Origin of the sequence: Halomonas sp. LC1, from assembly GCF_030247125.1 — a bacterium.
Classification (GTDB): Bacteria; Pseudomonadota; Gammaproteobacteria; order Pseudomonadales; family Halomonadaceae; genus Vreelandella.
In genome coordinates this window covers 208721-233893 of sequence record NZ_JASSPG010000001.1, presented here as the reverse complement: position 1 = coordinate 233893, position 25173 = coordinate 208721, and the positions used below count along the sequence as shown (strand labels likewise).

Genomic DNA, 25173 nt, shown 5'->3' with positions numbered 1-25173 from the left:
TAATGGCAGCGTTAGAGATTCACAACGTACGCAAAGAGTTTGGCAGCGAACGGGTGCTGAAAGATGTCAGCATCTCCATCGATTCCGGCGAGTTTTTGATTCTGGTGGGGCCATCCGGCTGTGGTAAATCCACGCTGATGAACGCCATCGCAGGCCTTGAACCGGTCACCAGCGGCAATATTTACATCGACGGCGAAGACGTCACCTGGCGCACCCCCGCCGAGCGCGATATTGCCATGGTGTTCCAGTCTTACGCCCTGTACCCCAGTATGACTGTGCGCCAAAACATCAGCTTCGGCCTAGAGATGCGCAAAGTGCCCAAGGCCGAGCGGGAAGCCGCCGTGGAGCGGGTGGCCGATCTGCTGCAAATCTCCCACCTGTTAGAGCGCAAGCCCGCCCAGCTCTCCGGCGGCCAACGCCAGCGGGTGGCCATGGGGCGCGCCCTAGCGCGGGAGCCTAAGGTCTATCTGTTCGACGAGCCGCTCTCGAACCTGGACGCCAAGCTGCGCGTGGATATGCGCACCGAGATCAAAAAGCTCCACCAGCGTTTAGGCACCACCATCGTCTACGTTACCCACGACCAAGTAGAAGCCATGACCCTGGCGGACTGCATCGCGGTGATGCGTGATGGCCATATTCTGCAGTTAGGCAGCCCTGATGAGGTCTATAACAACCCGGTGGATATGTTCGTAGCGGGTTTTATGGGCTCACCGTCGATGAACTTCATCCGCGCTACGCTGGAAGCCGACGGCGATGGATATGCACTGCGCATTGCCACCCCCGACGAAGCCGACCTGCTGCTGCCGTGGCCAGCGGCCCGCCATACGGCAGGGCTGGTGGAGCAGCTCGACAAGCCGGTGATTCTCGGCCTGCGGCCTGAACATTTAAGCGAAGAGGATGTGCGGCTCAGCGAGCAGGCCGAAGGCACGCTGCTGGAAGCCAAGGTGAGCGTGGTGGAGCCGACCGGTGCCGATATTCTGCTGCGCCTGCCGTTAGGGGAGCAGGAGATTACCGCGCGGGTCGGGCCGAAGTGTGAGGTGTCGCCCGGTGAGCGCTTGGCGCTGAGGGTCGATATGTCCCGGGCGGTGCTGTTCGATGCTGAAACCGAGCAGCGGCTGGCTTGAGCCGCTGGGTAAGCGGTATTAATCGCTGTTGCGTGCGGCGGGGGCGGGCTCTTTATCTAGCCGCTTGATCTGCCGCCAGAGGTCTTGGCGAAGGTCGGCTAGTTTGGGCTGCTCTTCTGGTGTAAACGCCACCGGGCGGCACAGCCGCTGAGCGCGCATACCGAGGCGGGCGCTTAGCAGCCCTGTTGCTAAGCCTTGGCCGGCTCTTGCTGAAAGGCGGCCTGCCAAATCCAGCGAGAGCATGTCCATGCTGGCATCGGTAGCCAGTTCGCTGGCGCCTGCAAACGCCATGTTATGCAGCACGTGGCGAAATAGCCGCAGGCGGCTGGCGTAGCCAAGCTCCAGGCCGTACAGGCGGCTCAGCCTATCCACCATGGCAAGGCTGCGCCACGCCACCAGCGCCATATCCACCAGAGTTAGCGGGGAAACCGCCACCATGATGGCGGTTTCCCCCGACATGCGCGTAATCAACCGCTGAGCTTCCCGGTCACGGGGGGCTAGCAGGTGGTAGCGCAGCAGGGTTTGAATCTCTTCACCGCTATGGTGCGGCTGGCACGCCCGCTGAAAGGCCACCCAGTGCGGGTCGTCGTTGCTCAGTGCAAGCTGCTGTTTTAACTGAACGGCCATCGCCTGGGCTTGTTTGCTGGAGCGCTGGGGAAGCTCGGCTAGGTTGGCCCGTAGCTGATCGTGCCGCTTTAAACGCCGCAAACGGCCCAGCTCCTTGAGAAGCGATATGCCGCCCAAGCCAATCAGGCTAATCCCAAACAGCTGCCACGCCATCGCCATCCACTGAGACTGGGACAGCGCTTCAGGAATGCCGGTTGCCAGCTCTACCGTGCCGAGTGTGGCACCGCCTGCCAAAGCGAACATCAGCCCCCAGCGGCGCTTGCGGGGCGCGCCAAGGGTCTCTTCCGGCAACGCTTTGAGTTCGGCTTGGGTCGCTAGCGGCTGGTGCGATTCAGTCGCTGCAAAGCGTTCATGCTGGCGCAGGGTTTCCTGGGTAGGTTCGGGCGGCGCTTCGGTTTGGAAGTCGCGGCGGGGCTGAGGGTTGCTCATGTCAGTTTGTCTCCAATCAGCCAGTCAATCGCGGCGTCCATACGGATGTGGGGCAGTGCCTCGCTATCGGCGGGCATCGGGCGGAAGCTGGGGAAATCAAACCCTTGCTGCTGCCAGAAATCGGCTTTGGGCAGGCGGCTGGGCACATCGCCGGGGTACACCAGCACATCTTCACCTTCTAACGTGGTGCCTTTCAGCGCTGGCGTTCGCTTGCCATCATGCAGCACTTCGCGGGCCTCGGTGGCGCGAATGGCCGCCAGCGATAGCGCTTTCACCGGGATATCGGCAAAGCGTAAGTCTTTCAATGGCTCCGCCAGCAGCGCTTCTAACAGCTGCACCACGTGGGTGTGTTGGTCGGGCGTCACGTGGTCCGCTTTGGTGGCGGCAATGGCGAGGCGGTCAATTTTGGGAGCGAACAGGCGGGTCAACAGGCTGCGCTTGCCGTAATCAAAGCTCTTCATCAGCTGTTGCAGCGCGCGGGAAAGATCCTCAAAGCGCTCCGGCCCGGCGTTGAGCGCGCCCAGTACGTCCACCAGCACAATCTGGCGGTCAAAGCGGCGGAAGTGGTCGCGGTAGAAAGGGCGCACCACCTGCTGCTGATAGTAGCGAAAACGCGCCGCCAGGGTGGCATAGAGGCTCGATTCGGGCAGGGCGTCGAGGGTTTCTTTGGGAGTATCTAATCCGGGCAGCGGGAAGAACTGCAGCACCGGTGCGCCATCCAGCTCGCCGGGCAGCAAAAAACGCCCCGGCTGCAGGTCAGAGAAGCCCGCCTGCTTGGCGCGACGCAGGCCCAATGCGTAGGCCTCGGCAAGCGTGGCGAGCTGCGCTTCATCGGCTTCTGCCCTGGGGTCTAGCTGCTCTGCCTCGGCCAGCCATTCGCTAAATAGTGCCCGGCGATGAGGGCCTTCGTGCTGGGCCTGGCTCTGGCTCCAGCTGTAGAAGTCGTGCTGCAGTAGCGGCAAATCCAGCAGCCATTCGCCGGGGTAGTCGAACAGATCCAGCGTCAGGTGAGCGATATCCGGCGTAAACCAGCCCTGTTGGGCAGGGCGGTAGCGCAGCTGTAAACGCAGCTCGCTAATGCCTCGAGTGGGCTCGGGCCAGCGCGGCGGTACGTCTCTCAGCGATGCCATGCCGGGGTCATAAGGGAAACGTGGCACGCCTAAGTCCGGCTGATTTAAACGCTGCGCGCCTAGCAGGCGGCCTTCACGGGCAACCGGTAGCAGGTCTAACTGTGCTTCTACGCCCGCATGGCGTAGTTGGTTCACCAGCGAGGTTAAAAACGCCGTTTTACCCGCTTGCGAAAGGCCCGTTACCGCCAGCCGCAGCTGCCGGTCTCGGCTTCGCTCTAACATGTTGCTCAATTCGCGGCTTAACGGCTGGCGCATCCTGTCGCTTCCTTCATCGGGTGGGGCATCTTGGCAAGGTAGTCGAGCGTTAACGCTGCCACATCAAGACAAGCTGGGAGAGCATGGGCAGGGTCGCAATGATAAAACCGACGACCGCGAGGCTATAGCCGGGCCAGCGGCGCTGCATTTTTTGTGCAAGCGTTAAGCCAACCAAGCACACCACCATACCGATCAGGTTAAAGGCAAGCGTGGCTGCTTCCAGCCATTGCTGTGGATCCATCGTCGCTCCTTGGGGATATCAATGGCTTGATCATAGCAAAGCCTCAATGAACCGATCATTAACCGCGGCTTATTGTCGTCCCTAGAAGGTGCTGTGCCCCGGGTACCAACCAAACGGGGTCAAGGCGCGTATTGGCGGCCTCGACGCATAAAAAGTGTTTGGCTGCGTCGGCGGGCGTGTCGCTGGGCAGGCCGCTATCCGGGTGCCAGACCACCGTGGAGTCGCTGGACTGCTTGCCGATGCGCAGCGTGCGCTGGCCGTCGTTGAGCAGCACCGCTTCATTGGTATGATAAATACGGTCGACGGGGCCACGAATCGCCAGCGTGCCCTGTTGCTCAGATTCAGCAAAGTCACGCAGCTTATCCAAATAGCGCGCACCCGCGAGGCCCTCTAAGCGGCATTGATGCGTCTCATTAACGGCCAGATAGGTATGCAGTGCGCCGCTGGTTTTGATCGGGGCATCGCCAATGTTTTCGCTGATGATCTCAACGTTTAACCGCTGGGCGTTGGCTTGAATGACCACGCGGGCGGTGAGCTGGCTATGTAAGCGCTCTTCCGGTGACAGGTGCACTTCGATGCCTTCGGCGTGGTCGTCAACGGCGTCCAGACGCCACATGGCGTGGCGGGCAAGCCCATGGAAGGGGCCGTTACGCTCAGGGCTCTCATCGGCGTAGCGCTCGTCGGCAAACCAGGGCCAGCAGAGCGGGATGCCGCCACGGATCGCGCCCGGCAGCGCCTGCGGCGTTGGCGTCACCCACAGCCAGCCGGTGTCGTCTGCTGGCTGGAAGTGCAGCACTTGAGCGCCCTGTAGGCTGATCGCCATTTCCCCCCAGGCCATGTTGAAGAGCGCGACGTCACGGCCTTCCCAATGGGCCCGTTGATGGCCATCAACGTGGCTAAGTAGCTGTTTAAGGGAGTCGGGAATCATAAGGGAATCCTTGTGGGCAAAGGCAACAAATGGGCAGAACAGTAGCGCCGTGTGCTATGGTAGGACAAGCATAGGTGGAAGAATAGTTTGAAGGTAAAACCCCAAGCTGAGTGAAACCAAGGAGGTAGTATGGGCTTTATTGCGTGGTTAATCATTGGTGGTTTAGCTGGCTGGATCGCTGGCAACATCATGCGTGGCGGCGGTTTTGGCGTACTCGGTAACATCGGTGTGGGGGTGGTCGGCGCCCTCGTAGGTGGCTTCCTGTTTAGTCTGCTGGGGCTGCAGGCGGGCGGCTTCATCGGTTCGCTGGTGACGGCGACCGTGGGGGCGGTGGTCTTGTTATGGGTGATCAGTAAAGTCAAAAGCGCTTAGCGCTTCTCCCCCTAAGTGGTACCCGCTGCCCGGCCTTTGTGCCGGGCAGCGCTGTTTTGTGCGGCTGCTATCGGTCTTGGCAATAGTTTCCGTTACACTATGCGTCTTTGGGCAGCCTTATCAGGCTGCTTTATTTTGTACGGTTTTCATTGATCGCTTTCTGCTTCTTGTTCGAGGTGTCTTTTGGTCGACGCACTAAATACCTGGTGGGCCCAACAGCTGGTGCTGTGTGACTGGGCTTTTACACCGCACCCACTGGCGGTGGATGCGGTAGCGGCTGAACAGCGCTTGCTGCAGCTGGGTATTGCCGATCGTGGCGCGTTGGCGGATCAGCTGTTTTTTTCACTGGGCGCACCGTCAGGCAGTGCCGATCAGCTGCTGGGTGCGCTGGAGTGGGCCGCTCTGGCGGGCGCGGCGGGCTGGTTGAGCCAAGCGCAGGCGACGAACTGGGCACACCATCTCATACGACGCATCACGTCGGACTACAGCGATCAGCGAGCGTGGCTGTCGGATCTACGTCGCGCGCTGGGGGCCAAAGGTTGGGAAACCGGTGCCGACGACCGCTTCATCGACGCTTGCCAAGCGCTGTCCAACCTGGAGAGCGAGGGGGAGGGGGTGACCTGGCAGTCGCTGGATGCCGCGCTTGCCCAGCGCGACGCTCCCACATCGCTATGGCCGCAGCCCGCCGAAGCGCAGCCTTGGCGGCTAGGTGCTCTGTTTCGCCCCCTGGTGTGCTATCCGGCCAGCGCTGCCGACTGGCCCGACGCCACTCAGTGGTTGGAGCGTATCTGGCAGATTTACGACCGTGAGCAGCTACTGGAAGTGATGCTCTGGCTAAGCGCTCAAGGTGAACGTCAGCGCTGGGATATCGAAGCCCGCGAGCTTCTGACCATGGATCACGCGCAGCGTCAAGAGTGGCAGCGGGGGGCAGTAAACGATGCTCCCTACGCACCGGTGCTCACGACGTTCGTCAATCAGGGCGAGCCGTTGGAGTGGGCCGCCTGGGACTGGCTGCGGCTAGTGGAGCTCGCCTGGGCCGGTGCCTGCTGTGGCTGGCTAAGCCAGGCGGAAGCGGACGACCTAGCGGCCCATGCGGCTGATCTCGTGGGGCGCCGTTACCACGACTGGCACGCAGTGCTGAAAGCCTACCTGCGCGGGCAAAGCCTCTTCGAGGGCGTCGATCGGCGGGGGATGACACCCAGCGCCCGCCACAAGCTGTTAATGCACGCTGCCCATAGTCCCTGGAAGCACTCGCTGGCTGCACTTTTGGACGAGCCGACGCGGCAAGCCTCGCGTACGCGTATCAAGGCCTGGCGCAACACGGCTCACCATTGGCTGCTCGCCCTGGCTGGCGTACGCGAGCCGGATGTCATGCTGCGTCAACTCAATCCCTCGGCCCCGATAGCCGAGCAGCGCCGCGCGGATGCCGCTGTTTACCTTCAGGATTCGCTTGGCCTGCATGCGGATGAAGGTCACCAGGTGCTGGCGCGCTACTGGCTTCCTGCTCAGGCGCACCACCTCAACCAGCTCGCGGCAGATGCTGTGCATGGCGTACTGCCTCCATCGCAAACGCGCTTTGGCCAGCCCACGCCTGATGAGCTAAAACAGCGTAACGCGGTGAAAGGAGTCAGTCGTCACGCCGCCACGATTCACATGGCCGAGAAGTTTGCGTTCTACCTGCACATGGCGCTCGACAGCGGCCTGTTCGAGCGCGAACCGCTCATGCAGCACGCCAGCGCTCTGCGAAGCTGCCTGTGCCGTTTTTATGCCACGCCCAAGCGCCTGCTAGAGGCCTGGTTTGCCTGGGAGAGCTGCCTGCCCGAGCCCGAGCATGACTCGTTGATCAATGAAATCGCGTGGCATCTGGAAGACCCAGGCAGCCTGTTCCATTGGTTGGATTGGCGCCCCGATGCTTGGTGCGAGCCGGGTGAGCGGCCAACGTTGACTCACTTCACGGCGATGTCGCTGGTAGGGCCGCTGAACAGCGCGGTGTGGAGCGAGCCGCAGTTGGAAAGTCCGCGCGAGTGCGCCGACATTCGCGAATGGGTCGAGAGCCACTACCACCTGACCAGTGCCGACGACATGCAGGAATTTTTGACCTTCATGTTGGAAGCTGGGGACCGTCAGGAATATCAGATCAACTACGCGCCCTACACGCTGAACCCGGAGCGGTTGGCGGCGGAAATCGCCATATTGGAGTCCGGCGACTGCGGCGAAGAGGAGCGTCACCACTTGCTGCGTCTGCGCCGAGTGAGCACCAACGAAGATGGTTGTAATGACGTTGACATGGCCGCCTGGGATATTGCCCAACTCGTGGATCTTGCCATTGCGGCACGGCAGCTAGGTTGGCTCGACAAGCCAGCGTTTGCGAACGTGCTCGACCGCGCCTACCAGTTGGCGGCAGACCACTACGCTGGTTGGCAGGAGTATGCGGCAGGCATGTACGCCGGCTTCTCGTTTTTCATGGGCGAAACGCCTGAGCGAGAGAGTTTCTTGGCCGGGTTTCGTCAAGCGCTGGTGGCGTGGCTGTGCGGTGCGCCGGTGCTTGCCGGCCCCTGGGCGAGCCTGGATTTTCCCGGCAACAAGCCGCGCCATTTCGCGCCGCTGCATATCGATACGTTGCCCGGGGATCAGCGAATCTTACATTAGACTCGCCAAGCATAGGATAACTGGCTTATAGTCCAGAGTTTGTAAAAAATGAGTTTTCTCATGCTTGGGTCTTTTCCATTTTTCATTCTGTCACGAGGTTAATCGCATGGTTGCGTCGCCACACCCCGCTGTGACCGCTGTCCGTGTTGTGAGTGTTTGTGTCGTCGTTGCTTTGTTAGCTGGCTGTGCAGGCTCCGCCTCGCGCCAGGGCATGGAAGCCCCCGAGGATTATTTCTCGATGTCGCTTCCGGGCATGGAGGGAGCCGATCCTAAAATGTCGCCCGTTGACCCGATTGATGCGCATCTTCGCAGTTTGCAGACGCCACCACCAACAGTGGTGCGCCAAGCGCTGTTAGAGCAGCACCAGCGGTGGGCGGGAACGCCTTATCGCATTGGTGGCACCACCGAACGTGGTATCGACTGCTCGGCCCTGGTCAGAAACGTGTTCCGCGATACCTTTGATGTTGAGCTACCCCGTTCTACCTACGATCAAGTGCATGAGGGACGCCCGATCGACCGCCAAGAGCTGCAGGCGGGCGATCTGGTCTTCTTCCGCCCACCCGGACGCTACAACCATGTGGGCATTTACGTCGGAAATGGCTATTTCCTCCATGCGTCCACGTCGAAAGGCGTGATTATTTCCAGCTTGGACAATAGCTATTGGCGGCGCTATTACTGGCAGTCGCGTCGTGCCTTGGAGCCGACCAACCTTGCCCAGCTAAGCAGTCGCTTCCTGCCGTAAATGCGCGCTGGCGGCGTCGGTTACTGTTGGAAAGGACATGATTGAAGCAAAAACGCGCGCCTGGTGGCGCGCGACGGCGGCTCTATGTTTAGGGTCGTTCCTGGTATTCATCAATCTGTACGTGCCACAACCGTTGTTGCCGGGCCTCAAAGAGACCTACGGGGTGTCGACACTGGGCGTCAGTTTGCTGATGTCGGTGTCGACCCTTTCGTTGGCCCTGGCACTGCTGGTGTTTGGACCGCTCTCCGATGCGATTGGCCGTGAAGGCATCATGCGCATCACCCTTCTTTTGGCCGGCGGGCTGTCGCTTGCCCTAGCCTTTGCACCGACCTTCGAAAGTTTACTGGTACTGCGTTTGCTGCAGGGTTTCGTGCTTGGCGGCTTGCCCGCCGTGGCGATTGCCTGGATGGGCGACGAGTTCGATAAAACCGCCTTGCTGAGCGCCGTGGGGCTCTACATCGGCGCCAACTCACTAGGCGGGATCAGCGGGCGTATCGTGGGCGGTGGGGCAGCGGCGATCGGTGGGCCGACGGCGGCGTTTCTCTCGGTAGGGGCCATGACGGTCGTCGGCTGTGTGCTCTTTTGGCGGTTGCTACCCAATAGCCAAGCCTTCGTGCCTAAACGCTTTCACCTGCGCGATGCAGTGACGGATCTGTTGGGGCATCTGCGTTCCCCCGTGCTGCTCGCTGCCTATTGTTTGGGCGGTATCAACTTCCTGATTTTTATCAATCAATATAGCTACATCACCTTTCGATTGGCGGAGGCGCCGTATCAACTGGCGGCGAGCGGCCTGGGACTGATCTTTCTCACCTACCTAGGCGGTACCTTTGGCTCGACAGTGTCAGGCAAGTTGGCAGGGCGCTTTTCCCCCGCCAGCTGCATGAGTGCGGGCATCGTGATTCTCATGCTAGGCACCGCCATTACTCTGGCGGACTCGCTGGCGCTCATCATTCTCGGTTTGACCATTAACGCTTTCGGCTTTTTCATGGCCCACTCGTTGGCGTCTAGCTGGGTGGGGCGCTATGCCCGAGGGGCGCGAGGCAGCGCCTCGGCGCTCTATTTGGTGTTTTACTACCTGGGGGCGAGCATTGGCGGTTTCTGGCTAGAGCCGTTCTGGCGTTGGTCGCAGTGGCAGGGGGTGGCCATCGGCTCATGGCTGCTGCTGAGCGTTACTCTGTTGATCTGTCTGGGGTTATGGCGCTTCGAGCGTCGTGCCTAATCGGCCGTGGGCCAAGTGGTAGCGCCGGTGGCATAGCCGGTCGAGCAGCGCTGCATCATGACTGATGACGATGATGCCAAGGGCATGGCGCTTGGCGTATCCGTCGAGTGCTTGCCAGAGCGTTAGCTGGGAGATGGGATCCAGCATGGTGGATATTTCATCGGCCACCACGTAACGCACGCCAGGGGCGAGGGCGCGCAGCACGCACACGCGCTGTAGCTGCCCGCCCGAGAGAGCATTGGGAAAGCGTGTCAGCCATTCGGGCTCGATGCCAAATGCCGCCATCAGGTCACTGGGCGGCGTCCAGGCTTCTTTGAGGATTTGACCGACCCGCCAGCGCGGATTGACCGCCAGCTCCGGCGATTGCGGCAGCCACTGCACCGGGCGTAGCCCACGTCTGGGCAGCGGCGAGCCATCTACCCACACGCTGCCTTGATGGGGCGTGAGCTGGCCTGCCAACAGCTTGCCCAGCGTCGATTTCCCTGCGCCTGAGTCGCCGCTGAGTCCGAGCCACTCTCCAGGGGCCAGGTGTAGCGAGACCTTCTCCAGTAGCGGCTGGCGTGGCGAAAAGTGAAACGATAGCTGATGGGCGTCAAGCAAGCGTTGGCTCCATGGGCTGAGGTGGGGAGGCGTATGTGGTGAACGCGTTATCCGGTAGCGCCTGCCAGAGTGCCCGAGCATAGTCATTCGTCAGCTGTTCGCCCTGGCCTTGGAAAGCCTGCGCAGGTGCGGTTTCCAGCGCTTGGCCTTGGCGCATAACGGTGACCTTATCAGCCACGGTGAGCGCATGGCGCAGGTCGTGGGTAATTAGCAGCACCGTTTTGTCTTCTCGCGCCAACGCCTTGAGCGCTGCCAGCACACGATCGCGCTGGATGGGGTCCAGACCCACGCTGGGTTCATCGGCAATCACCAAGCGTGCGCTGCCCGCCTGGGCCATGGCGATGAGCACTCGGCGCGCCATGCCGCCTGATAGCTCGTGGGGGTAGTGAGTCGCCGCGTGGTCGAGCTGGTAGCGGCGCAGTAGCCCATCGGCGCGCTGCTGAGCGTCAGGGCGACTGAGCCCTGCTCGTTGGGCCGCCCAGCGCACCTGATGCTGGCTGCGGGCGAGCGGGTCAAGCGCGTTCAACGACTGAGGAATGAGCGCCAACTGATGGCCTCGCAGCCGTTTCTGGCGGGTCGGTGTCAGTTTCTCCCCCTGGAAGAACACGTCGCCGGTGACCCGTGCCGGTTGGGGCAGAAGCCCTAAAATGGCGTAGGCCAATAGGCTTTTCCCTGCCCCGGAGGCCCCCACGACAGCATGCACGTCGCCCGTTTGTAAGTGGAGTGACAGTGAGTCAATGCAGGAGGTCCACTCTCGCCGCCACCAGCGTGGGTAGTGAGGCAGCTGCACGGTCAGACGGTCGATGGTCAACATGGCAAACTCCTTGGTCACAATCGCTAGCGCGCTAGCACTTCGCGCAGCATCGAGGCGAAGCGTCCAATCGCCAACACCATGAGCAGTAACCCCAGCCCTGGAAATACCCCCAGCCACCAGTAGCCGCCGGTCAGGTAGCGCATCGCGTCTGCGAGTAAAACGCCGATGGCGGGTTGCGTCGGGTCGAGGCCGACGCCTAAAAAGGTCAGGGCGGCCTCGTGCAAAATGGCGTGGGGAAAGAGGAGAAGCGCGCCCACGAGGCAGTGGGGTAGCACATGAGGCAGCAAATGACGGCTGATGATGAACCCTTGACCTTTACCCAGCCCCCGGGAGATGGCCACGTAGGGTGCATGGTGAACGTGGCGTAGCTCGGCTCTGAGTACGCGGGCAAGGCTCGGCCAGTGGGTCAGCGCCACGGCGATGATGACCGCCTCCGTGCCGCCGCCCAGCGCAAAGGCAATCAGTAGCAGTAGCAGCAGGTGTGGCACGCTCAATAGCGTATCGATCAGCAGGCTCACTAACGCATCCAGCAGGGGGGACAGCATGGCAAGACTGGCGAGACTCAACGCAACCAGCGTGCCCAGCAAGGCAGCGCTCAACCCTACCTGAAAACTCAAGGCAAGCCCCGCCAGGGTTCGCGCCCAAACCTCACGCCCGAGGGCATCGGTGCCTAGCCAGTGCTCGGGGCTGGGTGGCAGCAGTCGCGCCGCGAACTGCATCCGTGTCGGGCTATCCCCGAGCCAAGCGGTGCTGCCAAGTAGCAGTAGGGCGAGCAGGGCCAGTAAAGCGGCATAGCCTGCCGCGATCAAACGCGGCTTGCTACTCATTGGTATGGCTCCGCCGAGTCCGCGGGTCGGTCAATCGAGAGAGCCCATCGGCCGCCAGATTCCCTACGCTGACGAAGAGGGCGGTGAAAAGCGATATGGCGAGCAGCAGCGGCACGTCGCTGCGTAATCCTGCCGCGACGGTGGCTTGCCCAAGACCTGGGTAAGCAAAGACATGTTCGACCAAGAGCGAACCGCCAAACAGTTCGCCCAGTGAAGCAAACGCCAGAGTAATCGCGGGAAGGCTGGCGTGGCGCAGGCCGTGGCGCCAGGCGATATCGACACGGCTAGCGCCTTGGGCAAAGGCGTGAAGGGCAGTGTCTGAACGCATGAACGCCACCATCTTGGCGCGCGTGTGAAGAGTGAGGGTCGCGACACCTAATAGTGCCAGCGTAAGGGTAGGCAGCAGCAAGTGATGAAGGCGTGTGAGTAGCGTGACCTCTTGACTCAGCACGCCGGTTGGCCCTGCGCAGCAGGTAGGCGTCCACCCCAGCGTGACCGAAAAAAGCAGCAGTGCCAGCATGGCAAGCCAAAACGTGGGTGTCGACGCGGTGAGGTAGGCGTAGCCGCTAATCAGACGATCCAGCCAGGAGCCCTCGTTGCTCCCAGCCGCGATGCCGAGCAAGATGCCCAACGCAAGAGAGAGCAGCCAAGCGCCACCCAGCAGGAGAAACGAGCGATGAACGCGTTGGCCGATGACATCGCTGACCGGCTGATGGTAGATATGACTCCAGCCCAGCTCACCGCTAAGCAACTGCTGCAGCCAGTGGCGAAACTGCACGGCTGGTGAGGCGTCAAACCCCCAGCGCTCGGCAATCAGCGCCCGCTGTTCTGGGCTGACCTGAGCCATTTGTGGGCCCAGGTAGGCATCCACCGGGTCGATGGGGGAAAGCATCATCAACCCAAACGACACTGCGGCCACGCACAGCAGAACGAGCATCAGCCGCAGAAGGCGGTGTGCGAGCCATACCGCTAATCGCACGTCCAGCGCCACTCGAGCAGATTGGCGGTCACCGGCCAGCCGTGGCCGTGCGGGGCAACGCCCAGGTCGCCAAGGTCCAGGCAGCGGTTGGTGGCGTACACGTGAGCGAGATTGACCATCCACGCCCAGCTCGTGTCGCCCTGTACGCCATAGCCCGTAGTGCCGTCCCACTGGGCCGCTTGCCAGTGCCGGTAGGCGTCTTCGGCGCTAGCCGCCGCTTGGGCTGCCTCCAGGTGTTGGTCGACCGTCTCATTAGCGTAGTAGCCACTGTTATAGAAGCCGACCCCGGCGTGAGCACTGTGAAAGAGGTAGTACACCTCCTGAGGGCTTTGGCTGCCAAAACCAAACACGATGGCATCTTGATGGAGGGCTTCCCGTTGAATTTCGTCCCAGTGGCGGCCGGTGGGCTGCATCTCGATGCCGAGCGGCCGCACCATCTCGGCACTCACCTGAGCGAGCTGTTGGCGGGTGGTGTCGCTGCTGGGATAGGTAAGACGAAAGCGGGCCGGTTGGCCGTTTTTATAACGTAGCCCGTCGTCCTGTTTGCGCTTCCAACCCGCCTCGTCCAGTAGGGCGTTCGCGCGGGCTAGGTTAGGGGTGGCGAGTTGCTCATCCCCATGACTCCAGGGTAGGCCATCAGCAGGGCCAAACGCAGGTCGCCCAAAGCCGTTCAGCGCTACGTCCACAAGCGTTTCCCGATCGAGTGCGAGATTGATCGCTTGGCGAATGGCGAGGTCGGACGTGACGTCATTCCCCATCGGGGCGCCGTTGGTGGCGTGCTGGCCCTCGTCTGGTTGCATGGGAAACAGAATGCCTCGGTTATCGACACTCTCCATGATGACCCGCCGCATCGGATCGGGAATGTTCTCAGCCAGAGCCGGGGGGATGGCGGCCAGGTCGACCTGACCCGCGTGGGCGGCGCTGAGCGTCGCAGCTTCATCGGTGAAGAGGAACACTAGCCGCTCGAAGATCGGCGCAGGGCCGTAAAAATAGGGGTTGCGCTCTACGATCAGTTGCTCACCCTCCTGCCACTCGACTAACCGGTAAGGGCCCGATCCCAGCGGCTGTCTGCCGTACCCGTCGTCATAGCCATTGTCTCGCTCGGCGTGGGGAACGATTCCCAGCGTCATCAACTGGTCGATAAACGTAATGCGCGGTGCCTTGAGAGTCAGTTCGACGGTATTGCCATCTACGGCCCGGGCGCTCGCTAAGGCGCTGAGATCGGCTCTGCCGCCTGCTTTGGCGGCGGCACTAAACGTGAAGGCAACGTCCTCTGCGGTTAGCGGCGTGTTATCGGAAAACCGGGCATCCGTGCGTAGCGTGAGCCGCCAGGTCAAATGATCGTCCGACAGCGACCATGTCGCGGCGAGTCCTGGCTGGGGCGTTAAATCCGGCCCTCGGTTGAGCAGGGTGGATTGAAAGAGCGGGTTACCGTACTGGCCCCAGCCGAGCAGTGGGTCGAACCCCTGCTCCGGTTCGCCGCCTATGGCGAGCACTAACTGGTCTTTGGCCCACGCTGGCGTGCTTAGTGCTACGCATGTGGCCGCCAGAGCCAGTATGATAGTGCGACGCATGAGTCACCTTTTAGGCTGTTAGTATGATGTTTTCACAATAACATCATACTAACAGCGCTGGAAGTTGCGGCGATGCACCATGAGAGACCGGCGAAGGAGAGGGTATGCAGCGGGTAACGGTAACGCTGGATGAGGAGCTGTTAGGCGAGGTCGATGCGTTGATGGCGCTGCGCGGCTATCAAAATCGCTCAGAGGCGATTCGTGATCTCACGCGCAGTGGGTTGACGCAGGCCAAAGAGCAGGTTGCGCCCGAAGCCCCGTGCATGGGCGCGCTGGTGTATGTATACGACCACGCGGCGCGGGATCTTTCCAAACGGTTGACCCGCCACTCCCACGATCACCACGACTTAACGCTCTCGACGCTGCATGTGCACATCAACCACGATAGCTGCCTGGAAGTGGCACTATTGAAGGGGCAGGGGAGCGCACTAAAGCAGTTTTCCGATGAAGTGACGTCATCGCGTAGCGTACGCTACGGTCAGCTCGTGCTGATTCCGAACGACTAGCACCCTATCGCCCACAAAAAAGGGCGGCCCAGTGGCCGCCCCTTGATCGCTTCGAGCTGTTTAGTGCTCGACGCCACCTTCGCCGTGCACGTGGCCGTGCTCGACTTCTTCCTGGCTTGCTTCACGAACGGTCGCGATCTCAACGTCAAAGTTGAGGTGCTGACCCGCCAGCGGATGGTTGCCATCTACAACGACGGTGTCGCCTTCGACTTTCTTGACGGTAACCATCAACGGGCCGCCTTGAGTTTGCGCTTGGAACTGCATGCCCGGCTCGATGCTCTCGACGCCTTGGAACGCATCGCGCGGCACTTCTTGCATCAGCTGTTCCTGAACTTCGCCGTAACCCTCTTCCGGGGCAACTTTGACGTTCAGTTTGTCGCCAGCAGCGCGGCCTTCAAGCTCTTTTTCCAAGCCCGGGATGATGTTGCCCGCGCCGTGGAGATACGTCAGAGGCTCGCGGCCTTCGGAACTGTCTAGCACCTCACCTGCATCGTTGGTCAGGGTGTAGTGGAACGCGACAACCGAGTTTTGCGCAATTTGCATTGATTAACCTTTCGGTGAGTGCATGTCCCAACATGGTAACGCGTGTGGAGCGGCTTGTCAGGGGGTAAGCGGGGTTTTTCCACCCCCACGCCTTTAGCGCTATTGCGCCTGGGGGTGTGCAGGGATACCCTACATCCATCATTTTTTCACCTGCCATACACTCACTGGAGTCCGTTATGACCATCTTCTTGATTTGGGTTGTCGCCTTCGTGCTGATTGCATATTTTGCCAACAAGCGTTGGGAAAGCGGCGTTAGCCAGGGGCTGGACAAAATGCTGCCCGAGGTATTGAAAAGCCACGGTGATAACCGTTACCTGTGGGTCGCTGCATTGGCCGTGCTGGGTGCGACGACGCTGATTCGCCCGGTGGACGTGCTGCTGGTAGCGATTTTGCTGGCCGTGATTGGCTTGATCATCGTAAAACTCGCCAACTGGGCAAGCAGCATGGCGCACTGAGTGGTCATGCCCTAGACGTTCTTTGCCTAGACGTGCGTTGATTGATACCTAACGACAGCAGCCCGGCCAACTTGGCCGGGCTGCTGTCGTTTGACGAGCCATCGCTTTAAGTGCTTGCGTATGGTCTGCCAGGGCACGCTGCTGGGTAGGCGCGCCCGATCTGTTTAGTAAGGGGCTACGCTTAGGTTGGCACCGCTGCCAATCAAGCGAACCCGCTGGCCTGCCTGGAACTGGCGGTCGGCGCTCTGCACGACGACGACATCCGTGCCGTCGTCACGACGGATTTCCATCTCCAGCGCGTTAACGCGGTTAGCGCGGTCTTCTGCAGCAGTACCAGCAACTGCGCCGCCCAGCGCACCCGCCACGGTCGCGAGCTGGCGACCAGAGCCACCGCCGATTTGGCTACCCAGCAAACCGCCGATGACGGCGCCACCGCCACCGCCCAGCAGGTTGCCAGTACGGCTATCGGCTTGAATTTGGACGGGGCGGACGGCCACGATGGTGCCATAGCTGACGCTTTGCCCCGTTTGCGCTTGGTTACCACGGTAGACATCGCCTGAGTAGGGTGCGGTGTTGGCGCAACCAGCCAGTGTCAGAATGCTCAATGCGGCAACGGGTAGTAAACGTTTCATTAAAACCTCCAGTGGGTATCAGCGTCGATGGCGGTTAACCGATCGCAAAACGTTGCATACATCTCGTTTTAGAACAGCGTTCGTTAAAAGATAACGGAAACGTACAGCTTTGACCAGCCATCCCAAGAAAAGGTCACAAAGTAGAGTGTAGACAGGCATTAAGAAAGCAGTGTGCAAAAAATTTGCAGCGGGGCGGTCGCAAAGAAAACAGGAGGCCGAAGCCTCCTGTGGGTCATGCAAAGAGAGGGTTAACCAAACTGGTTCATGGTGTTGTCTTTACCGCCCGCTTTCAGCGCGGCATCGCCGTGGAAGAACTCTTTATGGTCGTCGCCGATGTTGGAACCTGCCATGTCCTGGTGTTTGACGGTGGCGATACCCTGGCGAATCTCTTGGCGCTGCACGCCTGCGACGTAAGCCAGCATGCCTTCATCACCGAAGTAGCCCTTGGCCAGGTTGTCGGTCGACAGGGCCGCCGTGTGGTAGGTGGGCAGCGTGATCAAGTGGTGGAAGATACCGGCTTCACGGGCACCGTCGCGCTGGAAGTTGCGCGTCCACTCGTCGGCGAGCTGGCCAAGTTCGGTGTTGTCGTACTCGACGCTCATCAGCTTGTCGCGCTGGTAAGCCGACACGTCCTTGCCTTCTTTCTCCCAGGCATCGAAGACCTGCTGGCGGAAGTTCAGCGTCCAGTTGAAAGAGGGCGAGTTGTTGTACACCAGCTTGGCATCCGGCACCACCTCGCGGATACGGTTCACCATGCTGGCGATTTGGCCAACGTGGGGCTTTTCGGTCTCGATCCAAAGCAGGTCGGCACCGTTTTGCAGGCTGGTGATGCAGTCCAGCACCACACGATCTTCGCCAGTGCCCGGTTTGAACTGGTAGAGGCCGGAGGCCAGGCGCTTGGGCTTGACCAGCTTGCCGTTTTGCTTGATGACCACATCGCCGTTATTGATATCCGCTGCGTTGTCGATCACATCCCCATCCAGGAAACTGTTGTACTGATCGCCCAAGTCGCCCGGCTCGTGGGTCACGGCGATCTTCTGAGTCAGGCCTGCGCCGAGCGAGTCGGTGCGAGCGACGATGACGCCATCTTCTACGCCCAGCTCCAGGAAGGCGTAACGCACCGCGTTGATTTTCGCTAGGAAGTCTTCATGGGGCACGGTGACTTTGCCGTCTTGGTGGCCGCACTGTTTTTCGTCGGAGACCTGGTTTTCAAGCTGGATACAGCAGGCACCTGCTTGAATGAATTTTTTGGCCAGTAGGTAGGTCGCCTCGGCGTTACCGAACCCGGCATCGATATCGGCGATGATCGGCACGATATGCGTTTCGTAGTTATCGATCTTATGGATCAGTGCTTGCTCTTTTGCGCTGTCACCGGCGGCCTTCGCTTCATCGAGAGCGCGGAACAGATGGTTGAGCTCCCACGCGTCGGCTTGTTTCAAGAAGGTGTACAGCTCTTCGATCAGGTTGGCGACCGAGGTTTTCTCGTGCATGGACTGGTCTGGCAGCGGGCCGAACTCGGAGCGCAGCGCGGCCACCATCCAGCCGGAGAGGTAGAGGTAGCGACGCTTGGTGGTACCGAAATGCTTCTTGATAGAGATCAGCTTTTGTTGGCCGATAAAGCCGTGCCAGCATCCCAGTGATTGCGTGTACTGGGAGGTGTCGGCATCGTAGGCGGCCATGTCGTCGCGCATGATCTTAGCCGTGTAGCGGGCGATGTCCAAGCCGGTGTGGAAGCGGTTTTGGGCACGCATACGGGCAGCGTATTCCGGTTTGATGGCTGACCATTTGCCGCCTTGGGCTTCGCGAAGTTGGGCCATCGCTTTGATATCGTCGAGCAGTCCTGACATGAGCTGATTCCTCCAGGGTTATCGTCATTCGCACGTTAGCTTGTTCTTATGCTGCACCTGCGAGATAGACTCCAGCATTGTTCAATTTCGCGGTGCTGTCTCTACACCAATCGTCTCTCAGCAAAACGTCGCGGTGAGGCGCTTCGCTTTGCACAGCGTTCATGTCTCCGAAGAGAAACTCATTAACGCTGCAGTGCAATAACTATCGACTAGCCGAGGGGATCCAACAATTGTCACTTGGGGGCACACGGCGTTGTAGTCCGACGACAGCGACTACGCCAAACGCCCTGTTTGTGTAGTCGTTTTTCGTCAGTGGTGGGTCATGGACGTGACCGTAGGCATAAAAAAAGCGCCACACGTGGTGGCGCTTTCATCAATCAAAGACGCGTTACAAGGCCAACATCATCTCACGATGGGGAATGCCTGCATCCATGAACACATCGCCATGGGCCACGAAGCCGAGCCGCTCGTAAAAAGCGAGGGCATGAAGTTGGGCGCTCAGCACCGCCTGGGTGTGGCCAGCGTCGCGGGCCGCGTGAATAGCCGCCTGCATGAGCTGATAGCCAATGCCTGTGCCGCGGGCGCGGCTCAGTACCGCCACTCGACCAATATGGCCGTCGGGCAGGAGGCGAGCGGTGCCGACCGGTTCCCCTTGCAGCATCGCGAGAAAATGCAGGCATGCCGAGTCAAGGCCATCCCACTCCTCCTCTTGAGGCACCTGCTGTTCATCGATGAAGACGACTCGGCGAATCAGCGAGGCGGGTTCCCCCAGCGATTCCCAGTCGCCGCTTGTCACGGTGACCGTTCCTACCATGGGTTACTCCTCGTCGTCGCCTTCACCCATGAAACCCAGGCTGCCGCTATTGATCAGCTGGGTAATCAGGGCCGCGGCGCCGTCGATATCCAGCACGTCCGCGTACATCGGTGTGGCGTCGGCAAGGCGTTTGGCGAGGGGTTCTGAGCAGGCGTGCCCATCGCCATCGACGAACAGCGTGGTGCCAGAAGCATCGCTACGCCAGGCAAAACGAGACCCTGGCATGTGGAAGAGCGGTTCGCCGTCTTGTAGTTGAGCAACAAGGTCGGCTTCGCTCATTGGCGTTTCGAGGGGCACGACTTGATCGATATATTTGGGCTGCGTCATCACTCTGCCAAACCACTGGGCTACCTGTTCGGGGTTGTCCAGCGTCTTCAGAATGAATTGACGCATGCGCTCGACAGCGGCATCGTCCAGCTCGCCCACTTCCTCGGTGGGTGTCATACCGGCATCGCTGTAACGCTGGGAATCCGACATCTGCTCGCCGACGTAATCGGCATACGACGTGATCGCTTCGTCTGCCGAAGGGGCGCGGAAGCCGACCGAGATGGTCATGCAGTCGTCGGTTTGGCTGACGCCATGGTGGGCCCAGCCGGGGGGAAGGTAGAGCATGTCGCCGGGTGCCAGGGTCCAGTCCGAATCCGCTTCGATGTCGAACGTCTCGAGAATGCGCAGGTCGATGCCCTGAATGATCGGCGCGTTGTCCGGCTGCTTGCCGCCCAGCTGCCAGCGGCGGTGGCCGCTAGCCTGCAGGAGGAAGACGTCGTACTGGTCGATATGTGGACCGACACTGCCACCGGGGGGAGCGTAGCTCACCATGATGTCGTCCAGACGCCAGCGGGGCAGGAAATCGAACTCGTCCATCAGCGCAGCAATGGAAGGCACGTAGTGGTCGACTGCCTGCACCAAGAGGCTCCAGTGACCTTCAGGCAAACGCTCGAAGGTTGCGTCATCGAACGGCCCGTGTGATACCTGCCAAGGGCCGTCGGGACCCTTCTCCTCGACCAGTCGCGCTTCGACACCGGGCTCGCAGGCAAGGCCTGCCAACTCATCGGGGTCGATGGGGCTGACGAAATCGGGGATAGCGCCACGAATCAGCAGTGGCTTCTGCTGCCAGTAGTTGGCCAAGAAGTCTGCAGGCGTTAAATCGCCCAGCAGGGTGAGTGGCTTATCGTGATGACTCATGGCGTTATCCTAGTTCAAGTGAGCGCTACGTCAGTGTCGCAGGGCGTCGTTTAGAGTGCAGCAAGCCGCTGGTTGAGTGCTTCGGCCTGGGCCTTCGCATTACCAATATAGCTGGCTGGCGAGAGGGCTTTCAGCTCTTGTTTTACCTCGTCGGGCAGCGCGAGGGTATCGATGAAGGCGGCGAAGCCCGCTTGGTCGATCCGCTTGCCCCGGGTCAGTTCTTTGAGCTTCTCGTAAGGCTTTTCGATGCCGTAGCGACGCATGACGGTCTGGATCGGCTCGGCCAGCACTTCCCAGCTGTTGTCCAGATCTTCCGCGAGGCGTTCGGGGTTGGCTTCCAGTTTGCTGATGCCTTTTAGGCTAGCGTGGTAACCAATCAGGGCGTAGGCCAGGCCAACGCCCAGGTTGCGCAGCACGGTGGAGTCGGTCAGATCGCGTTGCCAGCGGGAGATCGGCAGTTTTTGCGCCAGGTGACTCATGACTGCGTTGGCGAGTCCCAGGTTGCCCTCGGAGTTTTCGAAGTCGATGGGGTTGACCTTGTGCGGCATGGTAGACGAGCCAATTTCGCCTTCTACGGTGCGCTGTTTGAAGTAACCCAGCGAGATGTAACCCCATACGTCGCGGTCGAAATCGATCAAAATGGTGTTGAAGCGGCAAATCGCGTCGAACAGCTCGGCAATGTAGTCGTGGGGTTCGATCTGTGTGGTGTAGGGGTTGAAGCTTAAGCCCAGGCCTTCCACAAAGGTGCGCGCGTTGGCTTCCCAGTCGATGTCCGGGTAGGTGGTCAGGTGAGCGTTATAGTTGCCTACCGCACCGTTGATTTTACCCAGAATCTCCACGCTTTCGATCTGCTTGAGCTGGCGCTTCAGGCGGTACGCCACGTTGGCCATCTCTTTGCCAAGCGTAGTGGGGCTAGCGGTTTGGCCGTGGGTGCGCGACAGCATCGGTTGGCCTGCGTGAGCAATGGCCAGTTTGGCAATCTCGTCGGCGACTTCGTGCATCGTCGGCAGCATAGCTTTTAGGCCGTCTGCCAGCATCACGCCGTAGGAGAGGTTGTTGATGTCTTCACTGGTGCAGGCGAAGTGGATGAACTCGGTGACCGCGTTCAGCTCGGCCTGGCCTGCAATCTTCTCTTTCAAGAAGTACTCGACCGCTTTGACGTCGTGGTTGGTGGTACGCTCGATCTCTTTGATGCGCTCGGCGTCGTCTACGGAGAAATCGCGAATCAACTGCTCTAGAAACGCGGTGGCTTCTGCGGAGAGCGGCGGGACTTCGACAATCTGGCCGTGCTCAGCAAGGCGCTGCAGCCAGCGCACTTCCACAATCACGCGCGCACGGATCAGGCCGAATTCGCTGAAGTGTTCACGTAGCGCGGCGGCTTTGGCGCCGTAGCGGCCGTCAACGGGAGAGAGAGCGGTCAGAGCAGAGAGTTGCATGGCTTGGTTTCCAGAGTGGTCAAAGTCGGAGGTCGAGTGTGAGGTGGCAAGGCGGCTAACTGAAGCCATCCAGGGCTCGGCGTAGCGCCTTGCGTTGGAAGACCAGCTTCCAGCGGCGCCCGCCCTGCTGATGCCACAGCAGGGCAAAGCGAATGCCCGCCATCAAGCAGGCGCGTACCCGCTCGGGCATCATGCGGGTTTGCAGCAGTGAGGGGTCACCCTGCACCACGATGCGCGTTTTAAACGTCGAAATGGTCTCTTGGTAGGCTTCGCCAAGGCTGGCAATGACGTTTTCATGGGTCGTACCAAAATGCTCCGCTTGCCCTTGGACATGGGCGAGCTTTTGGCCCAATAGGTCCATCATTCGTCGGTCGGTGCGCAGCTTGTTCATCAACAAAAGCAGCGAGAAACCGTAGCGAAGCACGACTGGATTGGCTTGTTTGCGGCCTACCAAGGCCTCCAGTGTCTCCAGCCCGCGGCGCAGATTGTTGGGGTGGCCGCCGTAGATGGCTTCAAAGCTTTCGGGATTGGTATCGACCGTCGCGTTGATCAGCGTTTCCCAGGCGCGGGTATCGACTTGCCCGGTGCGGGCCAGCTCATCCACCAAACTGGCAGCTTGAAATACCCCCGCCAGCGCGAGGGCTTGTCGCGCGGCGGGTGTGTCGGGCGCACGGTGTATCGGGGTGGCGCTCATGCGGCGGCCTCCGTAACCTTCCAGGTGGCGCGGATAACGCCGCCGCCTAAGCAGATGTCGTTATCGTAAAGCACCAGCGACTGGCCGGGCGTGACCGCCCACTGTGGATCGTCGAACACGATTTCCACACTGCCGTCCGGCTGGGCAGTCATCTCGCAGGGGCAGTCGCTTTGGCGGTAGCGGGTCTTGGCGGTAAAGCGGCCTTGCTGAACCGGCGGCTTGCCAGCGACCCAGTCCATGGGCTCGGTGGCTAGGGCGTCGGTGTATAGCAAAGGGTGATGCTTGCCCTGCACCACGATCAATACGTTACGGTCGAGGTCTTTTGCCGCCACGTACCAAGGCTCTTCGGAGTAGTTAGCCAAACCGCCGATGCCTAACCCTTGGCGTTGGCCTAGGGTGTAGTACATCAAGCCCATGTGCTGGCCGATCACATCGCCCTCGGGGGTCTCGATGGTACCTGGCTGAGCCGGTAGGTACTGCTGTAGGAAGTCGCGGAAACGACGCTCACCGATGAAACAGATACCGGTGGAGTCCTTTTTCTTCGCGGTGACGAGGTCGTGCTGCTCGGCCAGCGCGCGTACTTCCGGCTTTTCCAGTTCGCCCACTGGAAACAGCGTGCGGGCAATGGCCGCTTCCGGTACGGCGTGCAGGAAGTAGCTTTGGTCTTTGTTGCCGTCCAGGCCTTTCAACAGGCGAGGGTGACCGTCGCGGATGCCTTGGCGCACGTAGTGACCGGTGGCGATTTTATCGGCACCCAGCATCTCGGCATACTCCAAGAAGACCTTGAACTTGATCTCCCGGTTGCAAAGGATATCCGGGTTTGGCGTACGGCCCGCCTTGTACTCCGCTAGAAAATGCTCGAAAACGTTGTCCCAATATTCGGCGGCGAAGTTGGCGGTATGAAGCTTGATGCCCAGCTTGGCGCACACGGCTTCCGCGTCGGCCAAATCCTCTTTGGCCGTGCAGTATTCGGTGCCGTCGTCTTCATCCCAGTTTTTCATAAACAGGCCTTCGACGTCGTACCCCTGCTGGAGCAGAAGGAGCGCCGATACGGAGGAGTCGACGCCGCCCGACATGCCGACGATGACCTTGCCGGTGGCAGCGCTGCGGGTGTCTGACGCGTCCTGGGTGGCTGTGCCATGGGTGGATGTCATGAGCATCCTCGGTTGAAGTGGTGTGCAATTGGGCGGCGATTATACACGATGGGGGCTCGATGCTTCGAGTGCTTCACTCCTTGATCACGCCAAGCGGGTAGCGGTGGCCGTTTAGCGCGTCGTCGATACGTTGGAGAACCAGCGGGCTTCGCAGCCGTCGGGCGCCGTCCAACATGGCAATCTCCTCTCGTGTCAGCCAGTGGGTCGCGACGATGGCCGGGTCGATAGCTGAGCTAAGGCGCTGGTTGGGCAAGGCAACGAAACCGTGACTATGGAAGGTCGTACCGGTCGGCGTGTGAAAGACGTACAGCCCCAGATAGCCGGCCAAGGTGATCTGCCAAGCGGTCTCTTCCATGACTTCACGGTGAACGGCGGCCACTGGGCCTTCCCCACGTTCGACGTGTCCGGCAGGCTGATTGAACAGCGTGTGTGGGCCACCTTTATCCTCTTCCACCATCAGAAAGCGCCCCTGCTGCTCAATCACGCAGGCAACGGTGCTGTGAATGATGGGGCGGGCAACGTCCGTTTGGGCGACGCGGCTCATTTGCGTCCCCCTTTTGGTGTTGCGTTTCTCTTCGTGCCGCGCTTGGCGCTCTTGTCAGCGCCTTTGCGGGTGTGGAGTGGCTGTTGTTGCCTAGTGCGGGGCTTGGTCGCGTGGGTCGGCCGTGGAGCATGTAGCGTCTCTTTGCGCCACTCCCCGGGAGCGAGATCACCCAATTGCCAGGGGCCAATCGCGGCACGTATCAGGCGCAGCGTGGGAAAGCCAACGTGGGCGGTCATGCGGCGCACTTGGCGATTACGCCCCTCGCTAATGGTGAGTTCCAGCCAGCTGGTCACAGGATGGCGTTTGGGGTCGATGGCTGGATCGCGCTCAGCCACGTTAGGGGGCGATATACGCCGAGCTTTGGCAGGCAGGGTAGGGCCATCTTTTAAGGTAACGCCTGAGGCGAGTGCACGAATGGCTTCGTCGGTAATGTCGCCTTCCAGCTGTACCCAATAGGTTTTCGGCTGTTTATGACGTGGATGGGCGATACGGTGGATCAGACTGCCGTCATCACTCAGTAATAAAAGCCCCTCGGAGTCGAAGTCGAGGCGTCCGGCCGCGTAAACGCCCGGCGCATTGAGCACGTCGGCCAGGGTGGCTCGGCCTTGGCTGTCAGTAAACTGGGAAAGCATGCGGTAGGGTTTATGCAGTAAATATAGGGTGCTCATCGTCTCACGAACGGTCTCAAGATCTGGAGGTGGAGGATTTGTCGACAATCGCTCATGCGGTTAAAGTGCAGCGCTGGTATAATCTGGCGCAGCTGTTTGAGATGACCCGGCAGCACAACGATGCTCACCGTATCATCCGTCGTCATCGTTACCGCAGTAACCACCGAGTGACCATAGGGGCAGCG

The 25173-nt window shown here is 60.5% G+C and carries 26 protein-coding genes; 7 read left to right on the top strand and 19 right to left on the bottom strand.

Going from position 1 to position 25173, the window contains the following annotated elements:
* The first annotated feature begins 2 nt into the window (after nucleotides 1-2).
* Nucleotides 3-1124: an ABC transporter ATP-binding protein gene (locus QIT27_RS01090; protein WP_285262627.1), complete on the top strand. Its 1122-nt coding sequence runs from the start codon at nucleotides 3-5 to the stop codon at nucleotides 1122-1124.
* Nucleotides 1125-1142: 18 nt separating this feature from the next.
* Here the strand turns inward: QIT27_RS01090 and QIT27_RS01085 are convergent, their stop codons facing one another.
* Genes QIT27_RS01085 through QIT27_RS01070 form a run of 4 tightly spaced genes read right to left on the bottom strand, consistent with a single transcriptional unit; the run spans nucleotide 1143 to nucleotide 4734 of the window.
* Complete coding sequence (locus QIT27_RS01085) at nucleotides 1143-2180, bottom strand: YcjF family protein (protein WP_285262626.1); 1038 nt, start codon at nucleotides 2178-2180, stop codon at nucleotides 1143-1145.
* Complete coding sequence (locus QIT27_RS01080) at nucleotides 2177-3565, bottom strand: YcjX family GTP-binding protein (RefSeq protein ID WP_285262625.1); 1389 nt, start codon at nucleotides 3563-3565, stop codon at nucleotides 2177-2179. The genes QIT27_RS01085 and QIT27_RS01080 overlap by 4 nt, the downstream gene beginning before the upstream one ends.
* A 49-nt stretch (nucleotides 3566-3614) precedes the next feature.
* The gene (locus QIT27_RS01075; RefSeq protein WP_058576924.1) at nucleotides 3615-3806 is read right to left on the bottom strand and encodes a hypothetical protein; all 192 of its coding nucleotides are present in this window, start codon (nucleotides 3804-3806) and stop codon (nucleotides 3615-3617) included.
* A gap of 58 nt (nucleotides 3807-3864) precedes the next feature.
* A complete protein-coding gene (locus tag QIT27_RS01070) occupies nucleotides 3865-4734 on the bottom strand; it encodes a D-hexose-6-phosphate mutarotase (protein ID WP_285262624.1) in 870 nt (289 codons plus the stop codon).
* A 129-nt stretch (nucleotides 4735-4863) separates the two neighbouring features.
* Between QIT27_RS01070 and QIT27_RS01065 the strand changes: the two genes are divergently transcribed.
* The 4 genes from QIT27_RS01065 to QIT27_RS01050 all read left to right on the top strand — a co-directional run bounded on the left by QIT27_RS01065 (nucleotide 4864) and on the right by QIT27_RS01050 (nucleotide 9716).
* Complete coding sequence (locus QIT27_RS01065; RefSeq protein WP_139525453.1) at nucleotides 4864-5106, top strand: GlsB/YeaQ/YmgE family stress response membrane protein; 243 nt, start codon at nucleotides 4864-4866, stop codon at nucleotides 5104-5106.
* A 183-nt stretch (nucleotides 5107-5289) separates the two neighbouring features.
* Nucleotides 5290-7755 carry a DUF1266 domain-containing protein gene (locus QIT27_RS01060; RefSeq protein WP_159341555.1) on the top strand — a complete coding sequence of 822 codons (2466 nt, stop codon included), beginning with the start codon at nucleotides 5290-5292 and terminating at the stop codon, nucleotides 7753-7755.
* Nucleotides 7756-7861: 106 nt separating this feature from the next.
* Nucleotides 7862-8497, top strand: a complete 636-nt coding sequence (locus QIT27_RS01055) for an NlpC/P60 family protein (RefSeq protein ID WP_159341556.1) — start codon at nucleotides 7862-7864, stop codon at nucleotides 8495-8497.
* A 37-nt stretch (nucleotides 8498-8534) separates the two neighbouring features.
* A complete protein-coding gene (locus QIT27_RS01050; RefSeq protein ID WP_285262623.1) occupies nucleotides 8535-9716 on the top strand; it encodes an MFS transporter in 1182 nt (393 codons plus the stop codon).
* Here QIT27_RS01050 and QIT27_RS01045 read toward each other — a convergent pair.
* The 5 genes from QIT27_RS01045 to QIT27_RS01025 are packed head-to-tail and all read right to left on the bottom strand — an operon-like array spanning nucleotide 9690 to nucleotide 14510.
* Complete coding sequence (locus QIT27_RS01045; protein WP_159341558.1) at nucleotides 9690-10316, bottom strand: ABC transporter ATP-binding protein; 627 nt, start codon at nucleotides 10314-10316, stop codon at nucleotides 9690-9692. The genes QIT27_RS01050 and QIT27_RS01045 overlap by 27 nt on opposite strands.
* Nucleotides 10309-11130: an ATP-binding cassette domain-containing protein gene (locus tag QIT27_RS01040; protein WP_159341559.1), complete on the bottom strand. Its 822-nt coding sequence runs from the start codon at nucleotides 11128-11130 to the stop codon at nucleotides 10309-10311. The genes QIT27_RS01045 and QIT27_RS01040 overlap by 8 nt, the downstream gene beginning before the upstream one ends.
* A 23-nt stretch (nucleotides 11131-11153) precedes the next feature.
* Nucleotides 11154-11957 carry an ABC transporter permease gene (locus QIT27_RS01035; RefSeq protein WP_159341560.1) on the bottom strand — a complete coding sequence of 268 codons (804 nt, stop codon included), beginning with the start codon at nucleotides 11955-11957 and terminating at the stop codon, nucleotides 11154-11156.
* A complete protein-coding gene (locus QIT27_RS01030; RefSeq protein WP_159341561.1) occupies nucleotides 11950-12936 on the bottom strand; it encodes an ABC transporter permease in 987 nt (328 codons plus the stop codon). The genes QIT27_RS01035 and QIT27_RS01030 overlap by 8 nt, the downstream gene beginning before the upstream one ends.
* Nucleotides 12927-14510 (bottom strand): ABC transporter substrate-binding protein, encoded by a 1584-nt coding sequence (locus QIT27_RS01025; protein ID WP_159341562.1) that lies wholly within the window; start codon nucleotides 14508-14510, stop codon nucleotides 12927-12929. The genes QIT27_RS01030 and QIT27_RS01025 overlap by 10 nt, the downstream gene beginning before the upstream one ends.
* Nucleotides 14511-14614: 104 nt before the next feature.
* Here QIT27_RS01025 and nikR point away from each other — a divergent pair, with 104 nt between their 5' ends.
* Nucleotides 14615-15016 (top strand): nickel-responsive transcriptional regulator NikR, encoded by a 402-nt coding sequence (nikR, locus tag QIT27_RS01020; RefSeq protein WP_159341563.1) that lies wholly within the window; start codon nucleotides 14615-14617, stop codon nucleotides 15014-15016.
* A gap of 60 nt (nucleotides 15017-15076) precedes the next feature.
* Here the strand turns inward: nikR and QIT27_RS01015 are convergent, their stop codons facing one another.
* Entirely contained in the window at nucleotides 15077-15559 is a 483-nt protein-coding gene (locus QIT27_RS01015; RefSeq protein WP_159341564.1) for an FKBP-type peptidyl-prolyl cis-trans isomerase, read from the bottom strand.
* A gap of 176 nt (nucleotides 15560-15735) precedes the next feature.
* On the opposite strand from QIT27_RS01015, the gene QIT27_RS01010 reads away from it, so the two are divergent.
* Nucleotides 15736-16014: a hypothetical protein gene (locus tag QIT27_RS01010; protein WP_159341565.1), complete on the top strand. Its 279-nt coding sequence runs from the start codon at nucleotides 15736-15738 to the stop codon at nucleotides 16012-16014.
* 164 nt (nucleotides 16015-16178) lie between these two features.
* On the opposite strand, the gene QIT27_RS01005 is transcribed toward QIT27_RS01010, so the two are convergent.
* The 9 genes from QIT27_RS01005 to QIT27_RS00965 all read right to left on the bottom strand — a co-directional run bounded on the left by QIT27_RS01005 (nucleotide 16179) and on the right by QIT27_RS00965 (nucleotide 24988).
* Nucleotides 16179-16646 (bottom strand): outer membrane lipoprotein, encoded by a 468-nt coding sequence (locus QIT27_RS01005; RefSeq protein WP_062373622.1) that lies wholly within the window; start codon nucleotides 16644-16646, stop codon nucleotides 16179-16181.
* A gap of 248 nt (nucleotides 16647-16894) precedes the next feature.
* Nucleotides 16895-18493, bottom strand: coding sequence for an isocitrate lyase (locus QIT27_RS01000; protein ID WP_159341566.1), 1599 nt, complete (start codon nucleotides 18491-18493; stop codon nucleotides 16895-16897).
* Between the two features lie 388 nt (nucleotides 18494-18881).
* Nucleotides 18882-19307, bottom strand: coding sequence for a GNAT family N-acetyltransferase (locus QIT27_RS00995; RefSeq protein ID WP_159341567.1), 426 nt, complete (start codon nucleotides 19305-19307; stop codon nucleotides 18882-18884).
* Nucleotides 19308-19310: 3 nt separating this feature from the next.
* Complete coding sequence (locus tag QIT27_RS00990) at nucleotides 19311-20492, bottom strand: cupin domain-containing protein (RefSeq protein WP_159341568.1); 1182 nt, start codon at nucleotides 20490-20492, stop codon at nucleotides 19311-19313.
* A gap of 50 nt (nucleotides 20493-20542) precedes the next feature.
* Nucleotides 20543-21928 carry an adenylosuccinate lyase gene (purB, locus tag QIT27_RS00985; RefSeq protein WP_159341569.1) on the bottom strand — a complete coding sequence of 462 codons (1386 nt, stop codon included), beginning with the start codon at nucleotides 21926-21928 and terminating at the stop codon, nucleotides 20543-20545.
* Nucleotides 21929-21983: 55 nt separating this feature from the next.
* Nucleotides 21984-22622, bottom strand: a complete 639-nt coding sequence (hflD, locus tag QIT27_RS00980; protein WP_159341570.1) for a high frequency lysogenization protein HflD — start codon at nucleotides 22620-22622, stop codon at nucleotides 21984-21986.
* Nucleotides 22619-23776 (bottom strand): tRNA 2-thiouridine(34) synthase MnmA, encoded by a 1158-nt coding sequence (mnmA, locus tag QIT27_RS00975; protein WP_159341571.1) that lies wholly within the window; start codon nucleotides 23774-23776, stop codon nucleotides 22619-22621. Before mnmA ends, hflD begins: the two co-directional genes overlap by 4 nt.
* 73 nt (nucleotides 23777-23849) lie before the next feature.
* Entirely contained in the window at nucleotides 23850-24320 is a 471-nt protein-coding gene (locus QIT27_RS00970) for an NUDIX domain-containing protein (RefSeq protein ID WP_285262622.1), read from the bottom strand.
* Nucleotides 24317-24988 carry a pseudouridine synthase gene (locus QIT27_RS00965; protein WP_285262621.1) on the bottom strand — a complete coding sequence of 224 codons (672 nt, stop codon included), beginning with the start codon at nucleotides 24986-24988 and terminating at the stop codon, nucleotides 24317-24319. Before QIT27_RS00965 ends, QIT27_RS00970 begins: the two co-directional genes overlap by 4 nt.
* Nucleotides 24989-25173: the final 185 nt, after the last annotated feature.